Source organism: Streptomyces hyaluromycini (assembly GCF_002217755.1).
In the GTDB taxonomy this organism is placed as follows: domain Bacteria; phylum Actinomycetota; class Actinomycetes; order Streptomycetales; family Streptomycetaceae; genus Streptomyces; species Streptomyces hyaluromycini.
The window spans coordinates 13,004-38,611 of record NZ_BCFL01000032.1 but is presented as its reverse complement, the minus strand read 5'-3'; the positions used below and the strand labels follow the sequence as shown (position 1 = coordinate 38,611).

Annotated in this window: 21 protein-coding genes; 6 read left to right on the top strand and 15 right to left on the bottom strand. The window is 72.0% G+C overall.

Translation table 11 applies throughout. The features are described 5' to 3' along the window. Positions 1-3: 3 nt before the first annotated feature. From SSP29_RS42865 to SSP29_RS42840, 6 genes are all read right to left on the bottom strand, one after another. Complete coding sequence (locus SSP29_RS42865; protein ID WP_089106389.1) at positions 4-1,527, bottom strand: Wzz/FepE/Etk N-terminal domain-containing protein; 1,524 nt, start codon at positions 1,525-1,527, stop codon at positions 4-6. Further along, on the bottom strand, positions 1,524-2,894 hold the full coding sequence (locus tag SSP29_RS42860; RefSeq protein WP_089106388.1) for a YveK family protein: 1,371 nt from the start codon (positions 2,892-2,894) through the stop codon (positions 1,524-1,526). Before SSP29_RS42860 ends, SSP29_RS42865 begins: the two co-directional genes overlap by 4 nt. Beyond that, positions 2,891-4,156, bottom strand: coding sequence for a glycosyltransferase family 4 protein (locus SSP29_RS42855; protein WP_089106387.1), 1,266 nt, complete (start codon positions 4,154-4,156; stop codon positions 2,891-2,893). The genes SSP29_RS42860 and SSP29_RS42855 overlap by 4 nt, the downstream gene beginning before the upstream one ends. After that, the gene (locus tag SSP29_RS42850) at positions 4,146-5,471 is read right to left on the bottom strand and encodes a nucleotide sugar dehydrogenase (protein ID WP_089106386.1); all 1,326 of its coding nucleotides are present in this window, start codon (positions 5,469-5,471) and stop codon (positions 4,146-4,148) included. Before SSP29_RS42850 ends, SSP29_RS42855 begins: the two co-directional genes overlap by 11 nt. An 82-nt stretch (positions 5,472-5,553) precedes the next feature. Continuing rightward, the gene (locus SSP29_RS42845; RefSeq protein ID WP_089106385.1) at positions 5,554-7,032 is read right to left on the bottom strand and encodes a sugar transferase; all 1,479 of its coding nucleotides are present in this window, start codon (positions 7,030-7,032) and stop codon (positions 5,554-5,556) included. Between the two features lie 1,324 nt (positions 7,033-8,356). After that, positions 8,357-9,178 carry an IclR family transcriptional regulator gene (locus SSP29_RS42840; protein ID WP_150136030.1) on the bottom strand — a complete coding sequence of 274 codons (822 nt, stop codon included), beginning with the start codon at positions 9,176-9,178 and terminating at the stop codon, positions 8,357-8,359. A 244-nt stretch (positions 9,179-9,422) separates the two neighbouring features. On the opposite strand from SSP29_RS42840, the gene SSP29_RS42835 reads away from it, so the two are divergent. Further along, the gene (locus SSP29_RS42835; RefSeq protein ID WP_245883518.1) at positions 9,423-12,296 is read left to right on the top strand and encodes an AfsR/SARP family transcriptional regulator; all 2,874 of its coding nucleotides are present in this window, start codon (positions 9,423-9,425) and stop codon (positions 12,294-12,296) included. Positions 12,297-12,434: 138 nt separating this feature from the next. Here the strand turns inward: SSP29_RS42835 and SSP29_RS42830 are convergent, their stop codons facing one another. The 3 genes from SSP29_RS42830 to SSP29_RS42820 form a co-directional block, all read right to left on the bottom strand. Then, positions 12,435-13,505, bottom strand: coding sequence for a maleylacetate reductase (locus SSP29_RS42830; RefSeq protein ID WP_089106383.1), 1,071 nt, complete (start codon positions 13,503-13,505; stop codon positions 12,435-12,437). Beyond that, positions 13,502-14,359 (bottom strand): intradiol ring-cleavage dioxygenase, encoded by an 858-nt coding sequence (locus tag SSP29_RS42825; RefSeq protein ID WP_089106382.1) that lies wholly within the window; start codon positions 14,357-14,359, stop codon positions 13,502-13,504. Before SSP29_RS42825 ends, SSP29_RS42830 begins: the two co-directional genes overlap by 4 nt. 82 nt (positions 14,360-14,441) lie before the next feature. Further along, on the bottom strand, positions 14,442-14,954 hold the full coding sequence (locus tag SSP29_RS42820) for a hypothetical protein (RefSeq protein ID WP_089106534.1): 513 nt from the start codon (positions 14,952-14,954) through the stop codon (positions 14,442-14,444). A gap of 130 nt (positions 14,955-15,084) precedes the next feature. Between SSP29_RS42820 and SSP29_RS42815 the strand changes: the two genes are divergently transcribed. Beyond that, a complete protein-coding gene (locus tag SSP29_RS42815; protein WP_089106381.1) occupies positions 15,085-15,432 on the top strand; it encodes a cupin domain-containing protein in 348 nt (115 codons plus the stop codon). Positions 15,433-15,450: 18 nt separating this feature from the next. Here SSP29_RS42815 and SSP29_RS42810 read toward each other — a convergent pair whose 3' ends face one another. Further along, positions 15,451-16,482: a LacI family DNA-binding transcriptional regulator gene (locus tag SSP29_RS42810; RefSeq protein WP_089106380.1), complete on the bottom strand. Its 1,032-nt coding sequence runs from the start codon at positions 16,480-16,482 to the stop codon at positions 15,451-15,453. 122 nt (positions 16,483-16,604) lie between these two features. On the opposite strand from SSP29_RS42810, the gene SSP29_RS42805 reads away from it, so the two are divergent. Continuing rightward, positions 16,605-17,771 carry a phytanoyl-CoA dioxygenase family protein gene (locus tag SSP29_RS42805; protein WP_089106379.1) on the top strand — a complete coding sequence of 389 codons (1,167 nt, stop codon included), beginning with the start codon at positions 16,605-16,607 and terminating at the stop codon, positions 17,769-17,771. Between the two features lie 99 nt (positions 17,772-17,870). Further along, positions 17,871-18,875, top strand: coding sequence for a Gfo/Idh/MocA family protein (locus SSP29_RS42800; protein ID WP_089106378.1), 1,005 nt, complete (start codon positions 17,871-17,873; stop codon positions 18,873-18,875). A 184-nt stretch (positions 18,876-19,059) separates the two neighbouring features. On the opposite strand, the gene SSP29_RS58905 is transcribed toward SSP29_RS42800, so the two are convergent. The 5 genes from SSP29_RS58905 to SSP29_RS42780 all read right to left on the bottom strand — a co-directional run bounded on the left by SSP29_RS58905 (position 19,060) and on the right by SSP29_RS42780 (position 23,281). After that, complete coding sequence (locus SSP29_RS58905; protein ID WP_167450142.1) at positions 19,060-19,230, bottom strand: hypothetical protein; 171 nt, start codon at positions 19,228-19,230, stop codon at positions 19,060-19,062. Between the two features lie 132 nt (positions 19,231-19,362). Beyond that, entirely contained in the window at positions 19,363-20,265 is a 903-nt protein-coding gene (locus SSP29_RS42795) for a sugar phosphate isomerase/epimerase family protein (protein ID WP_089106377.1), read from the bottom strand. A 4-nt stretch (positions 20,266-20,269) separates the two neighbouring features. Continuing rightward, positions 20,270-21,181 carry an ATP-binding cassette domain-containing protein gene (locus SSP29_RS42790; protein ID WP_089106376.1) on the bottom strand — a complete coding sequence of 304 codons (912 nt, stop codon included), beginning with the start codon at positions 21,179-21,181 and terminating at the stop codon, positions 20,270-20,272. A gap of 4 nt (positions 21,182-21,185) precedes the next feature. Then, the gene (locus SSP29_RS42785; RefSeq protein ID WP_150136027.1) at positions 21,186-22,256 is read right to left on the bottom strand and encodes an ABC transporter permease; all 1,071 of its coding nucleotides are present in this window, start codon (positions 22,254-22,256) and stop codon (positions 21,186-21,188) included. Between the two features lie 5 nt (positions 22,257-22,261). Next, the gene (locus SSP29_RS42780) at positions 22,262-23,281 is read right to left on the bottom strand and encodes a sugar ABC transporter substrate-binding protein (RefSeq protein ID WP_089106374.1); all 1,020 of its coding nucleotides are present in this window, start codon (positions 23,279-23,281) and stop codon (positions 22,262-22,264) included. Between the two features lie 252 nt (positions 23,282-23,533). On the opposite strand from SSP29_RS42780, the gene SSP29_RS58900 reads away from it, so the two are divergent. Together SSP29_RS58900 and iolD are read left to right on the top strand one after the other, a co-directional pair. Then, positions 23,534-23,707 carry a hypothetical protein gene (locus SSP29_RS58900; protein WP_167450141.1) on the top strand — a complete coding sequence of 58 codons (174 nt, stop codon included), beginning with the start codon at positions 23,534-23,536 and terminating at the stop codon, positions 23,705-23,707. A gap of 8 nt (positions 23,708-23,715) precedes the next feature. Further along, a complete protein-coding gene (gene iolD, locus SSP29_RS42775) occupies positions 23,716-25,587 on the top strand; it encodes a 3D-(3,5/4)-trihydroxycyclohexane-1,2-dione acylhydrolase (decyclizing) (protein WP_089106373.1) in 1,872 nt (623 codons plus the stop codon). Positions 25,588-25,608: the final 21 nt, after the last annotated feature.

The window sequence follows — 25,608 nt, the reverse complement described above, 5'->3', positions numbered from 1 at the left end:
GTGCTACCGAGCCTCCTGGTCGTTGTCCGGGCCCCGGGTGGCCCACACCGGCTGCCGCTCCGCCCGCCGCTGGCCCGTCCCCGCCTGCTGCCGGGCCGGCCGCTCGCTCCGGCCGCGCAGCGCGGTCTGCAGCCCGTCCCACAGGGTGCCGTCGGTCCGGTCGCGCGGATCGGGGTCGATCAGCACCACACCGATCACCGGGATGCGCTGGTCCGCGAGCTGCCGCGCCACGGTGTGCAGCCATGCGGCGCTGCCGTGTCCGGCCCGCACCACGAGCACGGTCTGGGTGCCGAGGTACTGGAGGTCGGTCCACGCCGTACCGGGCGCCACGGAGCCGACGCCGATCCTGCGCTCCTGGGGCGGCACGGTCGCGGCACGCTCGGCGCCGACCACGGTCGGGTCTCCCGGCTTCTGGCGGCGGCCCGCCAGCTGCTGGCCGGGCAGCGCGTCGACGACGGTCACCGGCCCCTCCGCCGCCATGGCCCTGGCGAGGTCCAGGGCGATCGCGCTCGTGGCGCGCGCACAGCCCAGTTCCAGCAGCGACACCGGTTCCGTGGAGCCGCGCACGGTGCGGGCCAGGGCCGCGGTGAGCCGTTCGCGGGTCAGCCGGGTCCGCCGGCGCTGCCACGGCCTGCTCCTGCGGCGGGGCAGCTCCGCGATGACCGAGGCGCCCAGGTTCGCCGATATGTCCCGGCGCAGCACGGGGCGGTCCGCCACCACCGTGCCGACCGCGGCCAGCGCGAGCCCGAGGAAGAGCCCGAGGACGAGGCCGATCGCGGAGTCGGTGGCGACGGTCTTGGGCAGGGAGTGCCGCAGCGCGCGCGGGGTGTCCACGATCTGCGTGCCGGCGACGACCTGGGGTGCGCCGGTCCGCGCGTCCGCGGCGCGCTGGTCGAAGTCGGAGATGCGCGAGTTGAGTTCGGCGCGGCGGGCGAAGAGCGATTCGAGGGTCGCCGACGCCTTCGGGTCGCTGCCCGCGGACTGGTTTCCGATCTCCTTGTTGACCTGCGCGAGCTCGTCCCGCATGCGGTCACGCTGGTCGAGCAGGGCCTGGGCCTCGGCCTGCGCGGTCCGCTGCATCCGCTGCACGTGGTCCGCGACGAACGCGTCGGCCAGCGCCTTGGCCCGGGCCACCGCCTGGGCGTCGGTGTCGCCGGTCACGGTGATCTGCAGCAGGTTGTTGGTCAGTCCGGTACCCCGGTACTCCTGCAGGAAGTCCTCGGGTTTCTCCCGGGACTTGAGGGACTGCAGGGCCTTGCCGGCGATCTGCGTGGTCTGCAGCAGCTGGACGTCGGTGCGGATCAGCGTTCCGGTGTCGTTCGGCTGGTCCGCCTCGTGCGCGACCAGCACTTCGGTCACCGCGGTCGGCGACGGCGGCATCGCGACCGCCAGCCCGGAACCCCCCAGCAGGCCGAGGAGCGCCGTGGCGTACCAGAGGCGGCGGCGTCTGCGCACCGCCACCACCAGCGCCTGCAGGTCGAGAAGCGGAGCGGCGGCCGGCGGCTCCGGAGTCGTGCTCGTCGTCACGCCGAACCTCCCGTTGCAGGGCCGCGCACCGCGAGCGCGAGCGTGGCGTCGTCGGGAGGAGGGCCGGCAGTCCGCGTCTCACGGGCGCGGACCGTGTCGGCGATGACGAAGCCGAGGACCTCGTGTCTGCCGTCCGCACATGCCTCGGCGATGCCGGCGAGTTCCTCCGCGGTCCAGCTGCCCGCGCTGAGGACGACCAGGGCGCCGGAATCGCTGTCGCGGTCCGGCACGATCGGCCGGTCCACCGAGACCTTCACGACCCGCAGCAGCGGATCGCTCGCGGCCTCGGCGGCGAGCTGTCCGGCGGCCCGGCGGGCGATCTCGTCGCCGTCCGGTACGACCAACAGCAGTCGCCGGGGGGCGGGCAGTTGGTCCCGGAGGCGGGTGCAGACCCGCCGGTAGCGGATCCGTCGGGCGGCCTCGTCGTCGGACCTCGGCGGGGTCGGCAGGTCCCACCGGGTGTCCATGCCGAGGAGCCGGCGGAGCCGGCTCCGCCGGGCGCCGCCTTCCGGCCGGTGCCCGCGGCGCCCTCCGTCGGGCACCTCCACGGTGCCCAGCAGCGCCGCGCCCAGCGCCGCGGTGATCTCCGGTTCGGTGCGCAGCCGGCGGTTCATGCGTGCGGCGGCAAGGTGGCCGACGACCGCGAGCAGGAGGAACAGCAGTGTTCCGGCGGCGATGAGCTGGATCCTCGTCGGCGGCGCCTGGCCGGTCGGCCGGGCCGCCGGTCCCATGACGACCATGCCGGCCTTGTTGGTCGCCGGGTTGGCCTCGTCCAGCTTCGTCATGGCCTCCTCCAGCGAGGTGCTCAGCTTTTCGAGCTCCGTCCGGGCCTGCACGCCCTCCACGGTCTGCCCCGGATCGGCCGCGTCGGCCAGCTCGGTGATGCGGCGGTTGGCCTCCTCGACCTGCTTGCGCAGCGCCTCGGACTCCGTGGCCGCCGCGGAGTCGGTGCCGCCGCCCGCGATCCGCGAGGCGAACTTGACGAACTGCTGGGCCACTTGGTCGGAGAGCTGTTGCGCGCGCTGGGGGGTGTCGGCCGTACCCGAGATCTTGATGATGTTCCCGTCGGCGGCCGAGGCGGTCACCTGGTCCCGCAGCTCGGCATCGCTGACGTCCTTCCAGCGGAGCGTGGCGGCCACGCGGTCGACCACCGTCGAGCTGGTCGCGATGTCAACCTGGGTCAGCAGCTCACGCTCCTCCCACTGCCCCGGCAGCAGGACCGACGCCGACGTCGTGTAGGTCGGTGGGAACACCACCGAGGCGCCGTAGCCGACGAGCCCTCCCGCGACGGCGAGGACGGCGAGAAACCGCCAGCGCCGACGGAATATCCGCCCGATGGTGACCAGACGTATCGATTCCTCGCTCAACTGCGCTGCCTCTTCCCTGTTCGAACCTGATCGGCCGCCGGCACCGGGGTGTGGTCACGGCAGGCGGCTGCGTAGGCAGCAAGCAGCGACGCTTGCGAGTTGCGCCAGGAGAGCGGCCCGCTCACCCGTTCCTGGCCGATCTTGCCCATCCGGGCCCGCTTCTCCGGGTCGTCGAGAAGCAGCGCGATGAGCTCGGCGAACTCGGCCTCGTCGTCGGCGGGCGCGTAGAGCGCGGCCTCACCGGCGGAGACGCGCGCCTCCTTGAGGTCGAACGAGACGATCGGCCGGCCCATCGCCATGTACTCGAGGACCTTGTTCATGGTCGACACGTCGTTGAGCGGATTGCGCGGGTCGGGGGAAAGGCAGACGTCCGCGGTGGACAGGTAGCGCACCAGGTCGGCGTCCGGGATGCGCCCGGTGAACTGCACCTGGTCACCGAGCCCGAGCCGCCGGGACAGCTCCACCATCGCGTCGAAGGCGTCGCCGGAGCCGACGAACACGGCATGCCAGTCGGTCCGGCCGAGGTCGTCGCGGAGCTTCGCGAGGGCCCGCAGGGCGTAGTCGACGCCGTCCTGCGGGCCCATCACGCCGAGGTAGCACAGCAGATGAGGCTTGCCGCGCTTCAACTCCTCCTCCGTCGGCACCGGTTGGAACCGCTCGATCGCGGGCGCGCTGCGCACCACGAAGACGTCCTCGGGCCGCCGGCCGCCCCGGCGTATCGCGACGTCCCGGTAGCTCTCGTTGGTGGCGAGGACGACGTCCGCGGCCCGGTAGGTCCGCCGTTCCAGTGCGCACACGGCGCGGTAGAGCAGGTCCTCGCCGCGGTCGAACCGGGAGAGGTACAGCTCGGGTACCAGGTCGTGCTGGTCGAAGACGAACCGTGCGCCGCGCCGCTTCAGCCACAGTGCCGGCAGGAACAGCAGGTCGGGCGGGTTGCATGCGTGGACCACGTCGACCGGGCCGACCTTGCGGGCCAGCCGGGCCGTGTGCCAGAGCGCCGATCCGTACTCCTTCAGGTAGCCGGCCGGCCCTCCGGTGGCGGCGCGCAGCGGGTAGCGGTGGATCCGCACCCCGTCGATCTCCGCCTCCGGCTCCGTGTCGCGTTTGCTCCCCTGCGGACAGATGACGTGCACCGTCCAGCCCGCGTCGCGCAGTGTCGTGCACTCCTGCCACACCCGTCGGTCGAAGGGCACCGACAGGTTCTCCACCAGGATCAGCGCGCGCCGGCCGGAACCGTCGCCGCTGACTTCGTTACCAAGCAAGGCCCATGTACCCCGGTTCGGTCCGGCGCGTCTCCGCGTCGGGTAGGCGGATGAGGTCGACGATCACCGGTCCTTCGCCATGGGGCAGCGCCGACAGCACGGCCGGGTCCCTGGTGCCGACCAGGCACACCTCGGCGTGTTCGAGCACCTCGTCGACGGAGTCCGCGAGCAGCTGCGCGAGATGCGGCAGCCGGCTCTCGATGTACTCGCGGTTCGCGCCGAGCAGCCGGGAGAGGCTCACATGGGCGTCGTAGATCTTGATGTCGTACCCCTTGCCGAAGAGCCGCTCCGCCAGCTCGACCAGCGGGCTCTCGCGGAGGTCGTCGGTGCCGGGTTTGAAGGACAGTCCGAACAGGCCCACCCGGCGTTTGCCGGTGCGCTCGACCAGGTCCACCGCGCGCTGCAGATGGTCGGAGTTGGAGGTCAGCACGTGGGCGAGGATGGGGACCGAGACGTCGGCCCGCTGTGCGGCGTGGACCAGGCTGCGCAGGTCCTTGGGCAGGCAGGAGCCGCCGAAGGCGAAGCCGGGCCGCAGGTAGGCGGGGCTGATGTTCAGCTTGCGGTCGGCCAGGAACACGTCCATCACCTGGTGCGAGTCCACCCCGAGCGCCTGGCACACCGCGCCCAGTTCGTTCGCGAAGCCGATCTTGAGGCCGTGGAACGCGTTGTCCGCGTACTTGATCGCCTCGGCCGTCGGGACCGGTACCCGGAACACCTCGCCGGGCAAGCCGTCGTAGAGCGCCAGCACCGCGTCGCCGCTTGCCTGGTCGAGCTCGCCGATGACGGTCTTGGGCGGGTCGAAGAAGTCCCGCACGCTCGTGCCCTCGCGCAGGAACTCCGGGTTGACCGCGACCCCGATGTCCACCCCGGCCAGACCGCCGACGTGCTTCTCCAGGATGGGTACCAGCAGGTTCAGGCAGGTGCCCGGGAGCATGGTGCTGCGGAACACGACGGTGTGCCGGCCCCCCTGCTTGGCCCTCTCGGCCAGCGCGGCGCCGATCTCCTCGGTGACCCGCTCCAAGTACGTCGTGCACAGGCTGCCGTTGGGCTCCGACGGCGTGCCCACGCAGACCAGCGACACCTCGCTGCCCATGATCGCCTCGCGGACGTCGCCGGTGGCGCGCAGCGCTCCGGTCCGCACGACCTCGGCGATGAGCTCGCCGATACGTTCCTCCACCACCGGGGCCTTGCCGTCGTTGACCAGGTCGACCTTCACCTGGTTGACGTCCACCCCGATGACCTCGTGCCCCATGCCGGCCAGGCACGCGGCTGATACGCAGCCCACGTAGCCCAGCCCGAAAACGCTGACTCTCATGACCCGTCTCTCCCCCCAGGCAGGCCCTGGTGGCCTGCGGTCCGCGCGTCGGCGGGACCCTTGAGCCGCAGCCCCCCGCGCATCAGTAGGCCCCCTGCCCGTGGAGGACCGCACGCATCGTCTTCCACAAGATCACCGTGTCGAGGGCGAGCGACCAGTCCTCCACGTACCGCAGGTCGAGGCGGACCGCCTCCTCCCACGGCAGGTCGCTGCGTCCGCTGATCTGCCACAGGCCGGTGAGCCCGGGCTTGACCAGCAGCCGCCGCCGGATGTCCGGGCCGTACTCGGCGCACTCCTCCGGCAGCGGAGGCCGCGGACCGACGAGCGACATCGATCCGGTGAGCACGTTGAAAAGCTGCGGGAGTTCGTCGACCGAGTACCGGCGCAGCACCGCTCCCACCCGGGTCACCCGCGGATCCCGGCGGAGCTTGAACAGCAGTCCCGCGCCCTCGTTGCGGTCGGCGAGCTGGGCACGTGCCCCGTGCGCCCCGACGGCCATGGTGCGGAACTTGAGAATCGTGAACTCCCGGCCGTCCTTGCCGACCCTGCGCTGGCGGTAGAAGGCCCCGCCCCGGCTGTCCACCAGCACGAGCAGCGCGGCAAGCATCATCAGCGGCGCGAACAGCATCAGCAGGACCACCGCGCCGACCCGGTCGACGACCTCCTTGATCGCCCGACGGCCCCCGGTGAAGGTCGGCAGGCTGACCCGCAGCAGCGGGATCCCGAGCACCGCGTCGACGTGCAGCCGCGGACCGGCCACCTCCATCAGCACCGGGGCCACGACCATCTCGGCATCGCTGCCTTCGAGGTTCCAGGCCAGCCGCTGCAACCGGTCCGGTGTCCAGTGCGGGTCCGGTGTGACCGCGACGACGCGGTAGCCGTCGTGGCGGACGTGCTTGGCGACGTCCGTCAGCCGGCCGACGACCGGTACCCCGTCCAGTTCGTCACCGTCGAGCCCGCGGCCGTCCGTCGTGCACACCGCCTCCACCCGCCAGCCGATGTGCGGGAACTTGCGGGTTCGGGTGATCAGGTCGCCCACGGTGGCCGGGCTTCCGGCAGCGAGCACCGGTCTCAGGCACCGCCCTTCCTTCCGCTGTCTGTGCAGAGAGAGACGGAGCAGATACCGCGCGGACATCGTGACGAGCCCGATCGCGGGGATCGCGACGAAGATCCAGAGCTTGATGTTGCGCGAGGTGAGGGCGATCCCGCCGAGTGCCAGGACGACGGTCGCGGCGAACAGTGAGCGTCCGAGCCGGCGGAACTCCTCGGCGCCCTGGCCGAGCACGGCCGGAACCCACGCCCGGCCCACCGCCAGCGCCGACAGCACCAGCAGCTCGGTGCCGAATGCGAGAATCCCCCATTTCTCGTGCCAGTTGGCCGCGTCCCGGGCCCCGAAGAACTCGCCGATCCCCGCCGCCACGAAGGCGGTGGCCACGGTGTCGCTGATGATCACGGTACGGCGGTACCGCTGCTCCCACTCGATCGCCGGCCTGTTGACTGCCCCGTTCGCCAGACGCTTGCGCGCCGGCGGAAAAGGGTCGACTAGTCCCCCCTGCCGCACAGAAACCCCCCGGTCCCCAGTGGTTCGACATGGTGCACTGACACGGTTCCTCCCCCGGGAGGCCCCCGCCTCCCGCACGCATCCGCCCCCGGGAGGCCCCCCGGCTCCCCGCGCCGCGCTGTTCTTCCCGCAGGCGGCCCCCGCCCCCCGCGTATGACATCCCGGCTACTTCAGCGCTGCCTGAACAACCCGCCCTTGCCGCAGCGGACTTGCATGCCCTGCCAGGCTCCCGACGTGCACGGGAACCCGTGGAAGTCCCGGGTGCTCCCCGCACCCGAAACTCTTCTCGGGCCCCAGGAGTTGATCACCCCCACGTCCGGCGCCAGAGATGCGGCCACCGGCCGTCTGTATCGACGGACCCATAGATCATCATTTGTCGCCTCGTGTCCCAGCATGTGCGAAGCACGGTCAATCTAGACCATCAAGGGCCGCCTGAAGAGAGGGCTGTGTGGAATTTGTGCTCATGATTTGAAGCCGGGTCCACGGATGGGCGGTCGCCTGCGGGTGCCCCGGCGACGGAAGACGTGCCCTGTGACCTTCGACAACGCGAGTTCTCCGGGCTGCCCGCAGCGGCGGCCGCGAGGCGTCCCGGCACTGCCAACTAGGCCACATTCAGAGTGTGTTCGGCTGATTCCTGTCGGGTGAGCACGGAGTGTCGCCTGCGGGGGGCGGTCGGTCGACGGCACAGGAACGGATCTTCACCACTCCACTCCGCTCGCGCGAGCAGACACCGAGGGCGACCTCGACCGGGTCGTCGCCGTCGGCTCCGCGATCGCGCGCCCGTCGGGGCCTTCGCCCGCCCGGCCGCCGAGACGAAGGACTCCGCGCCGACCGGCCTCGCGCACCGAACTCCTCGACACCCTCGCCGCCGAGCGCGCCGGGCACGTGAGCCCGCGAGCGACTGGCGGCGGCACGACCCGGGCAGGGCACCAGGCAGGGTGGAGACCAACTCCTTGCGCAGAAGCACACGTTCGAGCAGCCGCCGGGCGCACAGCACGACTCCGAGACCCCCTCGCCCTCAACCCCTGAGCCCGCCCCAGTAGGCAGTAATGGTTGCCTGTTGGGCCTGCCGCACTACGAGAGACCCCTCCCCCCGCCCCCCCCTAAACGGTGGTAGCTTCTCCGCTTATCCGGCCGGGGCTCCGAGTCCGGCAACAGCACAGAAGCAGGTTCGGCAACATGTGGCTGCGCCGCACAGCCGACACGGCCTCTGCTCCGGGCTCCTGAAACCTGGAAGAGGACGCCCGGGCCGAGGTCTTCCCCAGCCCGGACACCCTTCTCATCGACGCCCCCGGAGGACATCGGACATCCGCTGCTCGTCGGCTCAGCGGCCGCGCAGGGCGGCGCCGATCATCCTCGCCGCCTGCTGCACCACGCCCGCGAGCCGGTCCAGGCTGTGCGCGGGATCGGTCACGAGGCTCAGGGACGCCAGCGGCGCGCCGTTCGGGCCGGGTACCGGCACAGCCACACAGCACAAGCCGGCCGCCACCTCCTCCCGGTCGAAGGCGACGCCCCGGTCCCGGATCGCCTCGGCCTGCCGGTGCCAGGACCCGGGCATCGGGCCCAGCGGCAGCCGCGGATACGCCCCGGCGACCAGTACCTTGCCGGCCGCGGTGAACCACGGCCAGACCCCGCTGTCGAGCGATCGGCCGAGCGCCCCGGCGGTCTCGCCGGGCGTCCAGTCCAGGACCAGGGTCTGGCCCTCCCGCAGTACGTTGAGCCCCACCGTCGCGCCGGTGATGCGCGCGAGGCGGCGGGCCGGTGCCCGCGCGGCGGTGCGCAGGCCCGGGTACGGCTGCCAGCCCTGCCCGAGCCGGAAGATCCGCGGCCCCATGCGGTAGCCCTTGCGGCTTCGCTCGACGGCACCCAGTTCGACCAGTTGCTCCAGCAGGCGGTACGAGGTCGTCTTGGGCAGGCCGCACTCCGCCGCGAGCCTGGTCAGTCCGGCCTCTTCGGCCCGCTCCACCGCTCCCAGCAGCGCGAAGGCGCCCTCCAGCACACTGCGTCCGCCGCCGTCCGACGGGTGCGGAGCGGGCGGCGGCGGGTGCGGTGCCGTGCGCTGCGCCTGTGGGTCGTACGGGCGGTCCGGCCGCCGTACCGGTAATTCCGCCGTTCTCGTGGCTGTGGCTCCCCGTTGTTCGTTCACGTCACTCTCCCCCGGATACCGCTCGACCGGCGCTCCGTGCCGCCGTTCCCCGTGTGCGGTGCGCCGCCGTGCGTGGAGACTCCACGCCCCAGCAGACTGAAGTCCGCGTCATCAGACTGAAGTTCGAGTGTGGCTGAGAACGTTGTCGATAGGTTGTCGCCGAGCGCGAGAATGTGTGCACAGAGTGAAGAACAGCTGTGCGGGGAGTGTGGATGCCGTGGTGGAATTACGCCTTCTCGGACCCGTGGAGCTCCAGATTCAGGGCCGGACCGCCGAGGTCGGGCCACCACAACGGCGGACCGTGCTGGCCGCGCTGGCGGTGGACACCGGCCGGCCCGTCCCGGCCGACGTACTGATCAGACGGGTGTGGGGCGCCGATCCGCCGGACGGGGCGCGACGCGCGTTGCACGCTCATGTCGCACGGCTGCGCCGGCTGTGCGAGCAGACCGAGGGCTCGGGGCATCCCCGGTTGCGTCTGGTGCGCCGCTCCGGCGGATACCTGCTGGAGGCCCGCGAGGACCAGGTGGACATCCATCGGTTCCGGCAGTTGGCGGGCCGGGCCCGGGAGACGGGGCGCACGGACGAGGCGCGGGCGGCGCTGCTGCGCGAGGCGCTCGGGCTGTGGCACGGGGAGCCGCTGGCCGGGCTCGGCGGGCAGTGGGCGGCACGGGTGCGCGAGGCCTGGCGGCGGCAGCACGTGGACGCCGCGGTCGCCTGGGTCCAAGTGGAGTCGCGCGTCAGCGATCCCGTCGTTGTGATCGGCCCGCTGACCGAACTTCTCGAAGCGTACCCGCTCGTGGAACCGCTGACCGAGGCGCTGATGCGGGCGCTGCACGCCGTCGGCCGCAGCGCGGAGGCACTGGACTGCTACGCCGACGTCCGCAAGCGGCTCGCCGAGGAGCTCGGCACCGACCCCGGTGCGGAACTGCGGAAGGTCCACGAGGCGATCCTGCGGGGAGGCCTGGCCGAGTCCGTCGTACGGCCGGCGTCCCGTACCCCGGTCCGGGCCGCTCCCCCGGCGCGGCCGCCGGCCGCGGCGACTCCCTGGCCGGGTGCGGCACCCGGCCAACTCCCCATGGGAGTCCAGGGGTTCATCGGCCGCGGCGAGGAGCTCGCCCGGCTGGAGGCCGTCCTCGTCTCGGCGGCGGACCAGCCGTCGGCGGTGGTGATCACGGCGGTGTCGGGCACGGCCGGGGTGGGCAAGACCGCGTTGGCCGTGCACTGGGCACGGCGAGCCCAACGGGCCTTCCCCGACGGTCAGTTGTATGTGAACCTGCGCGGTTTCACGCCCACCGGATCGGTACTGAGCCCCGCCGAGGCGGTACGGGGGTTCCTGGACGCCCTGAGTGTGCCGCCGGCCCGGATCCCGGCAGGCCTGGAGGCCCAGGTCGGCCTGTACCGCAGTCTGCTGGCGGGGCGTCGGGTGCTGGTGGTGCTGGACAACGCGCGCGACGCCGAGCAGGTCCGTCCGCTGCTGCCCGGGGCGCCCGGGTGTCTGGCGTTGATCACCAGCCGGAGATCGCTGACCGGTCTCGCGGCCACCGAGGGGGCGCAGCTGCTGACGATCGGCATGCTCGCCGCCGAGGAGGCCAGGGAGTTGCTGGTCCGCCGGCTCGGCGCGGAGCGGGTGAAGGCCGATCCCGATGCCGTACGGGAGATCGTCGGCCGGTGCGCAGGCCTGCCGCTCGCGCTCGCGATCGTCGCCGCCCGTGCCGCCGCGCAGCCCGAACTGCCGCTGGCCGCCCTGGCCGAGGAGCTGCGCCTGACCGACCGGCGGCTGGACGCCCTGGACGGCGGGGAGGCGAGCAGCGAGGTACGGGCGGTGTTCTCCTGGTCGTACCGGGCGCTCGGCCAGGAGGCCGCCCGGCTCTTCCGATTACTGGGCCTGCATCCAGGCCCGGACGCCGCGCTCCCGGCCGTCGCCGCGCTGGCCGGCGTACCCGCCGCCCGTGCCCGCGTGCTGGTGGCCGAATTGGTCCGCGGACATCTGCTCACCGAACAGCCCGCCGGCCGGTACGCCTTCCACGACCTGCTGCGCGCCTACGCGGCCGAGCTGGTCGCCACCCACGACAGCGACGACACCCGGCGCACCGCGGCGCACCGCCTGTTCGACCACTACCTCCACACCGCGCACCGGGCGGACGCCCTGCTGACTCCCCGGCCCAGCCCCACTCCGCTGCCGCCCGCCCGACCAGGCGCCGCCGCCGAGGAGTTGTCCGGCCACCGGCAGGCACAGGACTGGTTCACCGCCGAGCATCCGGTCCTGCTCGCCGCGGTGGAGCAGGCGCCCGCGGCCGGCCTGCACAGCCACACCTGGCGGCTGGCCTCGGCGCTGACCACCTATCTCGACCGGCACGGCAACCGGCGGGCGCTGATCGCCGCGCACACCGCGGCGCTGGACGCCGCCCGGCGCGAGGGCGATGCCGTCGGGCAGGCGGAGGCCCACCGGGGACTCGGTCTCGCCGAGGACCGGCTGGACCGTCCGGACGCGGCCCGCGCGCACTATCTGCGCGCGCTGGAGCTGTTCGGCGAGGCCGGCGACCACGCCGGGCAGGCCCGTATCCATCAGCACCTGTCCCGGATGTCCGAGGCCCAGGGCCGGCATCAGCAGGCGCTCGGCCACGCCCACGACAGCCTCGCGCACCACCGTGCCGTCGACGACCGGGCCGGGCAGTCCGCCGCGCTGAACCACATCGGCTGGATACTCGCCCAGCTCGGCGACCACCAGCAGGCCCTGACCCACTGCCGTCAGGCCCTGGAGCTGGCGCAGGAGACCGGGGACCTCAACGGGCAGGCCCACATCCAGGACAGTCTCGGCTACATCCTGCACCGGCTCGGCGAGCACGCCGAGGCCGTCGACCGCTATCAGCAGGCCCTCGACCTGTTCCACCAGACCGGCGACCGGCACGGCGAGGCCGCCGGTCTCGTCTGTCTCGGCGACATCCACGGCGCCGCCGGACGCCCGTATCCCGCCCGCACCGCGTGGACCCACGCGCTGGCCATCACCGCCGAACTGGGTCTCCCGGACGCCGATCCGCTGCGTGCCGGGCTCCTCGAACGGCTCGGCCTCCCGTCCGCCGACGGCTCCGCTCCCGGATCCGGCCAGGCGCCGGACTGAGGCCGGGCGCCGGGTTCGCAAGCCGGTCAGGCCGGTCAGGCCGGCCTCGACCGCCCGGGAGCCGCGCCGCGCCGGGGCCGCCGCCTCGCGGGATCCGGGTCCGCCCGCGCCCGCCCGCCTCGTCCGGGGACCGGGTGGTCACTGCCGGACCGGCCCGCCCTCGTACGCCGCGCGCAGCACGCTCAGTGCCTCGGTGGTCGTGACCGGTCTCGGATTGGCGTAGGGCTGCCCGGCCACCTGGGCCGCGGCAACCGCCAAGTCCGCTTCCTCAAGGCCGAGTTCGGCGAGGGAGCGGGGTGCGCCGAGGCGGCCCGCCAGCTCCTGCAGGGCGGTCGGGGCGTCGTCCGCGCCGAGGGCCCGGGCCACGGCGGCGGCCGCCTCAGGGGCGGCGGGCGCGTTGAAGGCGAGGGCGTGGGGCAGGACGACGGTGTGGGTCTCGGCGTGCGGGAGGCCGAAGGTGCCGCCGAGGACATGGCACAGCTTGTGGTGCAGGCCCATGGTGGTGGCGCCGAGGCAGGCCCCGCACAGCCAGGCGCCGTACAGGGCGCGGGAGCGGGCCGGTACCGACTCCGGCACGGCGGCGATCTCGGGCAGGGCGCCCGCCAGCGCCCGTACGCCTTCTTCGGCCATGAGCGCGACCAGCGGCGAGCCGTCGGGGGCGTACAGCGCCTCGACGGCGTGGGCGAGGGCGTTGATCCCGCTGGTCACCGAGAGCGGGACGGGCAGGGAGAGGGTGAGTTCGGGGTCGTAGACGACGCTGCGGGGCAGGACGACGGGGTCGCGGCCGGTGCGTTTGACGCCGTGCTCGGTCAGGCCCCAGACCGGGGTCATCTCGGAGCCCGCGTAGGTCGAGGGCACGGCGATCAGCGGGAGTCCGGTGCGCAGCGCGACGGCCTTGCCGAGGCCGACGGCCGAGCCGCCGCCGACGGCCACGCAGCCGTCGGCGCCCGCGGCCCGCGCCGCCTCGACGCCCCGGTCGGCGACCTCCACGGGGACGTGCATCCGGGCCCCGGTGTGCAGGCCCGCGCAGGCGTCCCCGAGTGAGTCGGCGACCGCCCGCGCGGTGTCCGCGCCCCGCTCGCCGCTCAGCACCAGCAGCCGCCGCAGCCCCAGGTGCCGGGCCTCCTCGGAGGGTGCGGTGCGCGCGGCACCGGGCCGGAAGACCACCCGCGCGGGACGGGTCTCGTGGACGAAGTCGAAGGGGTTCACGAGCGCTCCAGGACCAGGTCGAAGCGGGCGTGCCGGAACGGGTTCGGCACGCCGTACTCCTCGGCCAGGGCCGGGTCGTCGACCGGGGTGAAGTCCTTCACCAGGCTTTCCTTGACCGCGAACACCGCGTCGGAGTCCAGGTACGCACCGCCGGCGACGAAGATGTGCGTGGTGACCGGCGCGTGCCCCTCGGCCGAGACGATGAAGTGGATGTGGGCGGGGCGGTAGGGGTGCCGTCCGGTGGCCTTCAGCAGGGCACCCACCGGGCCGTCGGTCGGGATCGGGTACTCGCTGGGCACACAGGTCCGGAACCGGAAGCGGCCCTCGTCGTCGGCGGTGAACAGGCCGCGGCCGTTGCCGGGCGGCTGGACTTCGGGCTGCTGCACGTCGTAGAAGCCGTGCGGGTCGGCCTGCCACACGTCCAGGACCGCGCCGGGCAGCGGGGTGCCGTCGGCGGCGCGGACGACACCGCTGACCACGCAGGGTTCACCGGTGCCCACCAGGTCGATGCCGGCGCCGAGTTCCCGGACCGGGGACTCGGTCATGTGGAAGGGGCCGAGGACGGTCGACTCGGTGCTGCCGGGGTCGCTGTGCCCGTTGACCGTCTCGACCAGCATCGACAGGCCCAGGACGTCGGAGAGCAGGATGAACTCCTGCCGGGTGTCCGTGCAGGTCTGCCCGGTCTCGGTGAGGAACGCGATCGCCGTCTCCCACTCGCGCTGGGTCAGCCGGGTCTCACGGGTGAACGCGTGCAGATGGCGGATCAGCGCGGTGAGCAGTTCGCGCAGCCGGGGGTCGTCGGTGCCCCGCAGGCTGTCGACGGCCTCTGCGGTGACCGCGTCTTCGGATGTCATGCCGGCTCCTTGCCCGGAGGAACAGTGACCTTGGGTGATCGTAAACCCGTTTACCGTTCAATGAACTGCATCGACTCGGCACCTACTTGATGAGCGCGTTGGCGACCACCACGATCACCCCGAGCAACGCGTCGACCATGCCGATGAACACGGCCAACGGCCAACTCCGCGCCGACCAGCGGGCGGTGACGAGCCCGAGGCCGAACAGGATCACGATGTTCAGAACGAAGGCCGGATACTCGACGCCCTTCGGCGGCCACCAGCCCCAGCCGGCGCCGGCGAGCAGGAAGACGGTGGGCAGGACGGCCGTGACCAGCGGCCACTCGTCGGCCAGGCTGCGCAGCGCGTCCCAGCGCTGGTGCGGGGCCCGCTCGGCGATGTAGTGGGCATAGCCGTGCGCCAGGGCGGAGGCGCAGGCGGTGACCAGGAGCCAGAGGGCGTCGTAGCGGCGGCTGGCTTCGGAGGTGTGGCCGTACTGGGTGAGCGCGGCCACCATCGAGCAGGCCAGCACCGCGCCGTAGACCCCGCCGAACAGGACGGCCTCGCGGGTGTCGTGCGCGCGCGGCCGGCCCACGGCCGCCGGGGAGTCAGCCATGTCCTCCACGATCACCCGGGCCGGGCCCGGACGCCACCGGGCACGGCCCGACGAAGTGTCCTCCCACCAGGCCGGATGCCCCACACCCTGTCCACGGCCGGGACACCGGTCGGCTCGCTAGGGTCGCCGTATGACGACGCACAGCTTCGCCCTGCACATCCCCGACGCCGAACTCGAACCCGATCCGCTCGACCCGGCGCAGATCGTCTCCGGCACGCCCGAGGTCACCGGGAAGGTGGTCTGGGAGTCGGCCGACGGCAAGCAGCTCCGCGGCATCTGGCAGATCACCCCGGGCGTGGTCACCGACACCGAGGCGGACGAGCTGTTCGTGGTGGTCAGCGGCTCGGCGACGATCGAGGTCGAGGGCGGGGCGACGTTCACCGTGGGCCCCGGGGACATGGCCGTACTGCGCGCGGGCGACCGTACGACCTGGACGGTGCACGAGACGCTGCGCAAGGCGTACGCGATCAGTCTGTGAGTCGGTGCGCGAACGCGCTCAGCGGGTCGTGGGCGCCGGCATGTTGTAGGGCGTGACCACCTGTATCGCCGACGGCAGGGTCGGGCCCGCCGGGGGCAGCGCGCCCTGGGCACGCATCACCAGGTGGCAGGCCTCGCGCATGTCCTGGCGCAGGTCGTGGTGGAGGACGGCGGACAGGCGGTGCTCGCGCAGCAGCCGGGTGTTGTCGTGGTCGAGGTCGTGGGCGACGAACACGGCGCACTCCCGGCCGAGGTCGTCGAAGGCGCGCAGGGTGGCAATGTTGCCGCCGCCGATGGAGTAGACGGCGCGGATCTCCGGGTCGCGCACGAGCGCGGCGCGGACCAGGTCGTACTGGGTGGCGTCCAGCCCCTGTCCCTCGGCGATCTCCACCAGGGTGCGCTCGGGGTGCCTGGCCCGCATGGCGCTGCGGAAGCCCATCTCGCGTTCCTCCTCGTTGCGGAAGAAGCCGCTGCTGAGGCTCGTGAGGACGTTGCCGGGCCGGTCGCCGAGCCACTGGCCCATCAGGTAGGCGGCGGTGGCGCCGGCGGCCCGGTTGTCGCTGCCCACGTAGGCCAGCCGGCCGCTGGCGGGCAGGTCGGTGACGAGGGTGACGACCGGGATGTCCGCCGACCTGAGGCGCCCGACGGCGGCGGTGACCTCGGGGACGTCCGGCGCCTTGAGGATCACGCCCTGCGAGCCGCGGCGGGCTATCCGGTCCAGCGTCCGCACCAGCTCCTCCACCGGCCCGGTCTCCCGGAAGTGGAACCGGGAGCGCACCACCGCCGGGTGGAGTGCCGGCAGCTCGGCCTCCAGCGCGGCGCGCACGGCCGTGGTGAACCGCTCGGGCGCGTGCATCACGATGTCGACCATGAAGGTACGGCCCACCAGCCGGACCTGGGTGCGCTGCCGGTCCAGATCGGCGATGGCCCGCTCCACCTCGCGGGCGGTGCTGTCCCGGACGCCGCCCCTGCCGTTCAGCACCCGGTCCACGGTGGCCTCGCTGAGCCCGGCCTGACGGGCGATCTCGCGGATGGGGAAGGGGTGGCCCACGGACTGCCTCCTTGAAGGGTTTTTGATGGGTCGCTGCTGGTTGTTCGAGGGGTTTGTGCTGACAAGAATGGCAGAGCCCCGCCGTGGCCGTGACCGTGGCCGTGACCGAAAGCAGGACATCGATGTCCCTTGCCGCCGAACAGGGCCGTGCCTGGCTCTCGCAGCAGGACTGCGACCTCGACACCTTCCGTGCCCTCGTCGAGCGGACCACGGACCCGGCCGCCTACCCGCACGCCTCGGCCGTCGAGGACAACGTCCTCGTCTACGACAGCGAGCGGCTGCGCACCGCCGACGCGGCCCACCGGGTACGGACCGAACTCGTCCGCGCTCTCACCGACGGCCCCGGCGTCGTCGTCTTCAAGGGCGCGTTCCCCGACCCGAAGGTGGTCGACCGGGCCACCGCGGTGTTCGAGGCGCTCATCTCCGAACAGCACGAATCCGGAGCTGTGGCCGGCGACCACTTCGCGACGCCCGGGGCCAACGAGCGGGTGTGGAACGCCCTGGAGAAGGCGGCGCTGTACGACCCGGAGGCGTTCGCCGACTACTACGCCAACGACATCGTGGCCCTGGTCTCCCGGGCCTGGCTGGGCCCCGGCTACCAGATCACCTCGCAGATCAACGTGGTCAACCCGGGCGGCGCGGCGCAGACCGCGCACCGCGACTACCACCTCGGTTTCCTCTCCGACGAGACGGCGGCGTCCTACCCGGCCCATGTGCACCGGCTCTCCCCCGTGCTCACCCTCCAGGGCGCGGTCGCGCACGGCGACATGCCGGTGGAGTCGGGGCCGACGATGTACCTGCCCTACTCGCAGACCTACGAGCCCGGCTACCTGGCCTGGCGGCGGCCGGAGTTCCAGGACTACTTCAAGGCCCGCCACGTGCAGCTGCCCCTCGCGAAGGGCGACGCGGTGTTCTTCAACCCGGCGGTGTTCCACGCGGCCGGCACCAACCGCACCCTCGACGTCCGCCGGATGGCCAACCTGCTCCAGGTGTCCTCGGCGTTCGGGCGCGCCATGGAGACCGTGGACCGGGAGGCGGTGGCCAACGCGGTCTACCCGGTACTGCGCCGGCGCCGCTCGGAGGGGGCGGGCGAGGCGTGGCTGGAGCACGTCATCGCCGCGAGCGCCGAGGGCTACCCGTTCCCCACCAACCTCGACAGCGATCCGCCGGTCGACGGCATGGCCCCGCCCTCGCAGGCGGACCTCGTGCGGCGGGCGCTGCGTGAGGGGTGGGCGCCGCGGGTGCTGCGGGACGGGCTGCGGGCTGCCGCGGCGCGGCGAGAGAGCTGACGGGCCGACAGGCCGTAGAACGTCTGCGGGTTCATCGTGGCTGATCGCGCAGTTCCTCGCGCCCCTTGGGGGCGCGTTACACATCAAGGAGTTACACCCATGCGTATCGGAATCCTCGGTCTCGGCCGTATCGGTGCTTTTCATGCCGAGACCCTCTCCGGGCTCGACGCCGTCGAGTCGCTCGTCTTCACCGACCCGTTCGCGGACGCGGCCAAGGCCGCCGCCGAGAAGTTCGGTGCCGAGGTCGTGGACTCGCCCGAGGCGCTGCTGGCCGCCGGTGTGGACGGCATCGTCGTGGCCGCCGCCACCGACGCCCACCCGGCCCTGATCCTGGCCGGTGTCGAGGCCGGTGTCCCGGTCTTCTGCGAGAAGCCGGTGGCGAAGACGATGGCCGAGGGCGTCGAGGTGCTCCGGGCCGTCCAGGGCAGCGGCGTACCGATCCAGATCGGCTACAACCGCCGCTTCGACGCGGGCTTCGTCGCCGCCCGGGCCGCCGTCCAGGCCGGCGAGCTGGGCAAGCTGCACACCGTCCGCTCCACCACCCTGGACCCGGCCCCGCCGCCGGCCGCGTACATCGCCGCGTCCGGCGGGATCTTCCGGGACTGTTCCGTGCACGACTTCGACATCATCCGCTGGGTGACCGGCCGTGAGGTCACCGAGGTGTACGCGGTCGGCGCCAACCGGGGCGCCGACTACATCAAGGAGGCCGGGGACGCCGACACCACCGGCGCGATCCTCACCCTGGACGACGGCACCATCGCGGTGGTCTCCAACTCCCGGCACAACGCGCGGGGTTACGACGTCCGCATGGAGCTGCACGGCTTCGCGGACTCCATCGCCGTCGGCCTGGAGGACAAGCTCCCGCTGCGCTCGGTCGAGCCCGGCGTGACCTTCCCTGCGGGCACCCCGCACGACTTCTTCATGGACCGGTTCACGGCGGCCTACCGCGCCGAACTCACCGCCTTCACCGAGGTCGTGGCCGGCACCCGGCCCTCCCCCTGCACCGTCGAGGACGCCCTGGAGGCCGGCTGGGTCGCCGACGCCTGCACGCTGTCCCTGCACGAGCACCGGCCGGTCACCATCGCGGAGGTCCGCGGAGCCTGACACCCGCGGACACTCGCGCAACGGCGGGGCGGGGACCGTGTTCCGGTCCCCGCCCCGCCGTTCTGTCCCGTCAGGCCCGTCCGTCCCCTCAGGCACGCGGTCCCTCCACGATCAGCGCCGGGATCCGCGCCGCCCGCGCCGAGAGCCTGCTCGTCCACGGCGCGGGCCGCGTCCAGGCGGCGGCTCAGAGGCCGTAACGCACCGCGAACTCGTCCGGGTCGTAGGCGTCCCGGTCCGGGTCGTGCTGCACCGCCGGCGTGGTCTCCACCATGTCCTCCGGGCGGATCCGCTCGGGCAGCGTGCCGAAGCGCTCCTTGCGCACCACGTCCTCGGCAGCCGTCTCTTCGTGGCTCATGTTCGTCCTCCCCGTCGTAGCGGACGTCACCCGTCATCCGTGAAAACGCGTGCGCCCCGGCGGGTGTTCCCGAACCCGCCGGGGCGCACGGGACCGCGCGGATCTCTCCGCGCGGTCCCCGGGATGCGGCTGTCAGGCGCCGCAGGATCGCAGGAACTTCCGGGTGCGCACCGCGATGGGCAGCGGCCTGTCCGGCTCGCAGGGGTACATGTCCTGCTCGACGATCGCGAACAGGTCGACCCCCAGCCGCTGCGCCGCCGCCAGTACCGGCGCCAGCTCCGGAACACCGGCGGGCGGTTCGCACATCACGCCCTGGGCCACGGCCGGCCCGAACGGGGTGCCCTTGGCCTGGACGTCGGCCAGGATCGCCGGGTCCACCTGCTTGAGGTGGAGGTAGCCGATCCGCTCGCCGTACGTCTCGATCAGCTTGACGCTGTCGCCGCCGCAGTAGGCGTAGTGGCCGGTGTCCAGGCAGAGGTTGACCAGCTCCGTGTCGGTCGAGTCGAGGAAGTGCTCGACGTGTTCCTCGGTGTCGATGTGGGTGTCGGCGTGCGGATGGACGACGATGTCCAGGCCGTACGCCTCCTTCACCTCGTGACCGAGCCGTTCCATGCCCTTGGTGAGGTGGGCCCACTGCTCGCCGGTCAGCTCCGGCGGCTCCAGGATCTCGGCGGTCTTGTCGTCCCGCCAGAAGGAGGGGATGACCACCAGGTGCTTCGCTCCCATGGCCTGGGTGAGCGCGGCGACCTGGCTGACGTGCTCCCAGGTGGACTCCCAGACGGCCGGGCCGCGGTGCAGGCCCGTGAAGACCGTGCCCGCCGAGACCTTCAGGTCCCGCTTCGCGATCTCGTCGGTGAGGCGGGCCGGGTCGGTGGGGAGGTAGCCGTACGGGCCGAGTTCGATCCAGGAGTAGCCGGCCTCTGCGACCTCGTCGAGGAAGCGTTCCCAGGGGACCTGCCGGGGGTCGTCCGGGAACCAGACGCCCCAGGAGTCGGGTGCCGAGCCGACCCGGATGCGGTCGAGAGCGTCGGTCATGGGCTCAGGACTTTCCTTCCGGACCGGTCGCGACGGGTGCGGTGAGGTCCTCCTCTTCGGGGAGTTCTTCGGTGTCGACTCCGCGGACCTGGGAGAGCTCGTGTTTGAGGGCGGCGAGTTCGGCGCCGCCGGCCATGTGGTTGGTGAGTTCTTCGAGGGTGATGTCGGCGCGTTCGGCGGAGAGTTCGAGGGTGCCCAGGCGCAGGACGCTGAAGTGGTCGCCGACCATGTAGGCGTGGTGGGGGTTGTGGGTGATGAAGATGACGCCGAGGCCGCGTTCGCGGGCGGCGGCGATGTATTTGAGGACCACGCCGGACTGTTTGACGCCGAGGGCGGCGGTGGGCTCGTCGAGGATGAGGACGCGGGCGCCGAAGTAGACGGCGCGGGCGATGGCCACGCACTGGCGCTGGCCGCCGGAGAGGGTGCCGATGGGCTGGTCGAGGTCGTCGAGGATGATGCCCATGTTGCGCAGTTCGCGGTCGGCGGTCTCCTTCATCTTCTGGATGTCGAGACGGCGCACGGGCCAGGGACCCTTGGTCATCTCGGAGCCGAGGAAGAAGTTGCGCCAGACCGGCATCAGGGGGACGGTGGCGAGGTCCTGGTAGACGGTGGCGATGCCCTTGTCGAGGGCCTCGCGGGGGGTGGAGAAGCGCACCGGGGTGCCGTCGACGAGGAAGTCGCCCTCGGTGTGCTGGTGCAGCCCGGAGATGATTTTGATGAGGGTGGACTTGCCGGCGCCGTTGTCGCCCAGCACGCAGGTCACCTGGTGGGGGTAGACCTTGAGGTCGACGCCGTGCAGGGCGCGGATGTTGCCGTAGGACTTGCCCGTGGAGCGCAGCTCGACGATCGGGGCGCCGTCGGCGGGTGCCTCGTCCGCAAGGACGGCACCGTGGGTTGTCGAGTGGTTGTCTGTCATCGGGTCACCTCCTGGTCGCGGTGCGCTGCACCCACAGGTTGATCATCACGGCGCCCAGGAGCATGACGCCGAGGAAGGCCTTGAACCAGTCGGGGTTCCAGCCCGCGTAGACGATGCCCTGCTGGACCATGCCGAACATGAACGCGCCGAAGACCGGGCCGATCGCCGAGCCGGCGCCGCCGGTCAGCAGGCAGCCGCCGATGACCGCGGCGGAGATGTAGATCAGCTCCTGGCCCACGCCCTCGCCGGACTGCACGGTGTTGAAGGAGAACAGCTGGTGCATCCCGATGAACCAGGCACCGAAGCCGACCAGCATGAACAGCGAGATCTTGGTGAAGTTCACCGGGACACCGACCGCGCGGGCGCTGTCCTTGTTGCCGCCGACCGCGAAGACCCAGTTGCCGTACTTCGTGCGCAGCAGCACCCAGGTGGCGATGGCCGCGAAGAACAGCCACCAGAAGATGGTGATCTTCACCTGGACGCCGCCGATGTCGAAGGACGAGGCGAAGAGCGCCTTGGCCTGGTCAAAGCCGTCCATGTTGCTGATGTCGTCGGTGGCGACGTTGCCGGTGACCAGCTTGGTCACCGCGAGGTTCACGCCCTGCAGGATCAGGAAGCTGCCCAGGGTGATCAGGAAGCTGGGCAGTCCGGTCCTGACCACCAGCCAGCCGTTGAGGAAGCCGATCCCCAGCGACACGACCAGAGCGGCGACCACCCCCACCCACACGTTCATGGTCAGCTGGTAACTGAGCATGGCGGCGGTCAGCGCCGAGGTGATCACCGCGACACCCGCCGACAGGTCGAACTCCCCGCCGATCATCAGCAGGGCCACCGGCAGCGCCATGATCCCGATGGTCGACGACTGGTACAGGATGTTCGCCATCGCACTGGCCTCGCGCACCGGCGGGGCCGAGATCAGGAAGAAGACGTACACCGCGACCGCACCGAGGAACACACCGACATCGGGGCGGGCCAGCACCCTCAGCACCAGCGGGCGCTGGGCGGTCCGGCCGTCCTTCTCCTTCGGACCGGGGGCCGGCGGTGTGGCCACCGCCGGCTGGGTCTCCTGACTCATCTCGATCACCGAGTGCCCTTCGCGGCGAACTCGGCGACCTTGGCGACGTTGGACTTGTCGACGAAGGCCGGGCCGGTCAGCACCGGCTGCTCGCCGCCGCCCATGTAGTTGCCGTTGTTCTTGTAGAGCCACAGCGAGTCGATCGCCAGGTAGCCCTGGAGGTAGGGCTGCTGGTCCACCGCGAACTCGATGGTGCCCTTGCTGATCGCGCCGGTCAGGTCCTTGTTGAGGTCGAAGGTGGCGACCTTCGCCTTGCTGCCCGCGTCGGACACCGACTGGACGGCGATCAGCGCGATCGGGGCGCCCAGGGTGACCACGTGGTCGATGGCGGTGTCCTGCGTGAGCTTGGCGGTGATCGTCGACTTGACCGCGGTCGGGGACGTGCCGTCCACGTACAGTGTCTCAGTCGTCCCCGAGAACGTCTTCTTCACTCCGTCGCAGCGCTGGGTGAGGCCGACGTTGCCCTGCTCCTGGATCACACAGACGACCTTCTTCGCACCCTCGGAGTTCAGCCGGTTGCCGAGCGCCTCGCCCGCGACCGTCTCGTCCTGGCCGAAGAACTCCAGCAGACCGAGCTTCTTCCAGTCGCTCAGACCGGAGTTGAGGCCGACGATCGGGATCTTCGCGGTGTTGGCCTTGGCGATGACGTCCTTCATGGCGTCCGGCTTGGCAAGGGTGACGGCTATCCCGTCGACCTTCTGGTCGATCGCGTTCTGCACCAGGTTGGCCTGGTTGCCCGCGTTCGGGTCAGCGGAGTAGACGAGCTTGATGTTGTCCTTGTCGGCGGCGGCCTGGGCGCCCTTGCGGACGATGTCCCAGAAGGTGTCGCCGGGCGACTGGTGGGTGACCAGCGCGACCGTCATACGAGGGGTGGAGGCCTTGCCCGCCGAGGCCGCCGTTCCTCCCTCTTCGGACTTCTTTCCTCCGGAGCTGCTGGAGCAGCCGGCGAGGGTCAGGGCTGCCGCCGCGGCGACGGCCACGATCGGGGCCAGCCTGCGCGAACGGGAGTGGGAAGAACGGTCCATCTTTCCTGCACCTCACTGTGCTACGGGGGAAAGGAACGGATCAGGACGATCCGTGGACCCGGGCCGACGGAGGTGGTCCGGGTCACTCGCTGTTGCGTTGGGACGGGATACAAGTCCCTGTGCGGCCCGCTGTCAATACTTTGTTAAGACATCATTTCACATTCAGGTCCGAATGTAAGTACAAACCATTGACAGCGCGACCTGCTCCGATCTACACCTGAGGGGCATCAGCCCACCCTCGAGGAGCCTCGCATGACCGAGCCGCCAGCACAGGCCGCAGGCCTGGTCGCGACGGGCCGTTCCGAAGGCGATGCCTACCCGCTCCCGTCCGGGGTACCCCTGGCACCCACGGAGCGCCTCGGCGACATGGCGCCGGTCCCCGGCGGCCGACGCCCGGCTCCCCTGTACACCACCCCGTCCGAATGAGGTCCTCCATGAGCCAGCCGACCACCCGCCTGACCGTCGCCCAGGCGCTGGTGCGGTTCCTGTCCGCCCAGTACACCGAGCGCGACGGCGTCCGGCACCGGCTGATCGCCGGCACCTGGGGCATCTTCGGCCACGGCAACGTGGCGGGGATCGGCCAGGCGCTCGTCGAGTACAGCGACGTGATGCCGTACCACCAGGGCCGCAACGAGCAGGCGATGGTGCACGCGGCGGTCGGCCACGCCCGCCAGCTGGACCGGCTCTCGGCGCAGGCGGTGACCACGTCCATCGGCCCGGGCGCCACCAACCTGGTGACCGGCGCCGCCCTCGCCACCATCAACCGGCTGCCGGTGCTGCTGCTCCCCGGCGACTACTTCGCGAGCCACGCGCCCGACCCGCTGCTGCAGCAGCTGGAGCACCCGAGCGAGTTCGACGTCTCCGTCAACGACACCCTGCGCCCGGTCTCCCGCTACTTCGACCGGATCACCCGCCCCGAGGCACTGATCCCCTCCGCGCTGAACGCCATGCGGGTCCTCGCCGACCCGGCCGAGACCGGCGCGGTCACCCTCGCCCTCCCCCAGGACGTCCAGGCGGAGGCGTACGACTGGCCGGAGGAGTTCTTCGCCGAGCGGGTGTGGCGGGTCCGGCGGCCCGCCCCCGACCCCGTGGAGCTGGCCGACGCCGTGAGCGCCGTACGGGCCGCTCAGCGGCCGCTGATCGTGGCGGGCGGCGGAGTCCACCACAGCCGCGCGGAAGACGCTCTGAGGGCCCTTGCAGAGGCCACGGGCATCCCCGTCGCCTCGACCCAGGCGGGCAAGGGCTCGCTGCGCCACGACCATCCGGCCGACCTGGGCGGGATCGGGCACACCGGGACGGCCGTCGCCGACGACCTGGCCCGCACGGCCGACCTGGTCATCGGCGTCGGCACCCGGTACACGGACTTCACCACGGCCTCCGGCACCCTCTTCCAGAACCCGGACGTCCGCTTCCTGAACCTGAACATCACCGGGTTCGACGCCCACAAGCTGGCCGCGCGCACGCTCGTCTGCGACGCGCGGGCGGGACTCACGGCCCTCGCGGAGGCCCTGTCCGGGCACCGGGTGGCCGCGGACTACGCGGCGGAGTACCGGGCGGGCAAGGAGCGCTGGGACGCCGTCGTCGAGGCGGCCTACCGCGCGGACGACGAGGACGCCGTACCGACCCAGACCCAGGTGCTCGGCGCCCTGGACGCGGTCGTCGGCGATGACGACGTTGTCATCAACGCGGCCGGCTCGCTCCCGGGCGACCTGCACAAGCTGTGGCGGGCCCGCTCGCCGCGCCAGTACCACCTGGAGTACGGCTACTCCTGCATGGGCTACGAGATCCCGGCCGGTATCGGCGTCCAGCAGGCGGCCCCGGACGTCGCGGTCTGGTCGCTGGTCGGCGACGGCACCTACCTGATGATGCCGACCGAGATCGTCACCGCCGTCCAGGAGGGCCTGCCCGTCAACCTGGTCCTCATCCAGAACCACGGGTACGCCTCCATCGGCGGCCTCTCCGAGGCGGTCGGCGGCGAGCGGTTCGGCACCGCCTACCGCTTCCGCTCCGCCGACGGCACCTTCGGCGGAGCGCCGCTGCCGGTGGACCTCGCCGCCAACGCGGCCAGCCTCGGCATGGAGGTGCTGCGCGCCAAGACCGTGCGGGAGCTGCGCGAGGCCCTTGCAGCGGCCCGCGCGAGCGACCGGCCGACGTGTGTGTACGTGGAGACGGACCCGACGCCCACCGCTCCCCCGGCCGAGGCCTGGTGGGACGTGCCCGTCGCCGAGACCGCCGAGCGCGAGGCCGCCGTACGGGCCCGCGAGGACTACGACCGGCAGGTCGCCGACCGCCGCCGGCATCTGTGATTCCCCCGAACCCCGGAAGGA

Excerpts from the sequence above, each read along its gene's own strand:
- SSP29_RS42850 (WP_089106386.1), bottom strand. The coding sequence starts at position 5,471 with ATGAGAGTCAGCGTTTTCGGGCTGGGCTACGTGGGCTGCGTATCAGCC.
- SSP29_RS42825 (WP_089106382.1), bottom strand. The coding sequence starts at position 14,359 with ATGACATCCGAAGACGCGGTCACCGCAGAGGCCGTCGACAGCCTGCGG.
- SSP29_RS42820 (WP_089106534.1), bottom strand. The coding sequence starts at position 14,954 with ATGGCTGACTCCCCGGCGGCCGTGGGCCGGCCGCGCGCGCACGACACC.
- SSP29_RS42815 (WP_089106381.1), top strand. The coding sequence starts at position 15,085 with ATGACGACGCACAGCTTCGCCCTGCACATCCCCGACGCCGAACTCGAA.
- SSP29_RS42805 (WP_089106379.1), top strand. The coding sequence starts at position 16,605 with ATGTCCCTTGCCGCCGAACAGGGCCGTGCCTGGCTCTCGCAGCAGGAC.
- SSP29_RS42800 (WP_089106378.1), top strand. The coding sequence starts at position 17,871 with ATGCGTATCGGAATCCTCGGTCTCGGCCGTATCGGTGCTTTTCATGCC.
- SSP29_RS58905 (WP_167450142.1), bottom strand. The coding sequence starts at position 19,230 with ATGAGCCACGAAGAGACGGCTGCCGAGGACGTGGTGCGCAAGGAGCGC.
- SSP29_RS42795 (WP_089106377.1), bottom strand. The coding sequence starts at position 20,265 with ATGACCGACGCTCTCGACCGCATCCGGGTCGGCTCGGCACCCGACTCC.
- SSP29_RS42790 (WP_089106376.1), bottom strand. The coding sequence starts at position 21,181 with ATGACAGACAACCACTCGACAACCCACGGTGCCGTCCTTGCGGACGAG.
- SSP29_RS42785 (WP_150136027.1), bottom strand. The coding sequence starts at position 22,256 with ATGAGTCAGGAGACCCAGCCGGCGGTGGCCACACCGCCGGCCCCCGGT.
- SSP29_RS42780 (WP_089106374.1), bottom strand. The coding sequence starts at position 23,281 with ATGGACCGTTCTTCCCACTCCCGTTCGCGCAGGCTGGCCCCGATCGTG.
- SSP29_RS58900 (WP_167450141.1), top strand. The coding sequence starts at position 23,534 with ATGACCGAGCCGCCAGCACAGGCCGCAGGCCTGGTCGCGACGGGCCGT.
- iolD (WP_089106373.1), top strand. The coding sequence starts at position 23,716 with ATGAGCCAGCCGACCACCCGCCTGACCGTCGCCCAGGCGCTGGTGCGG.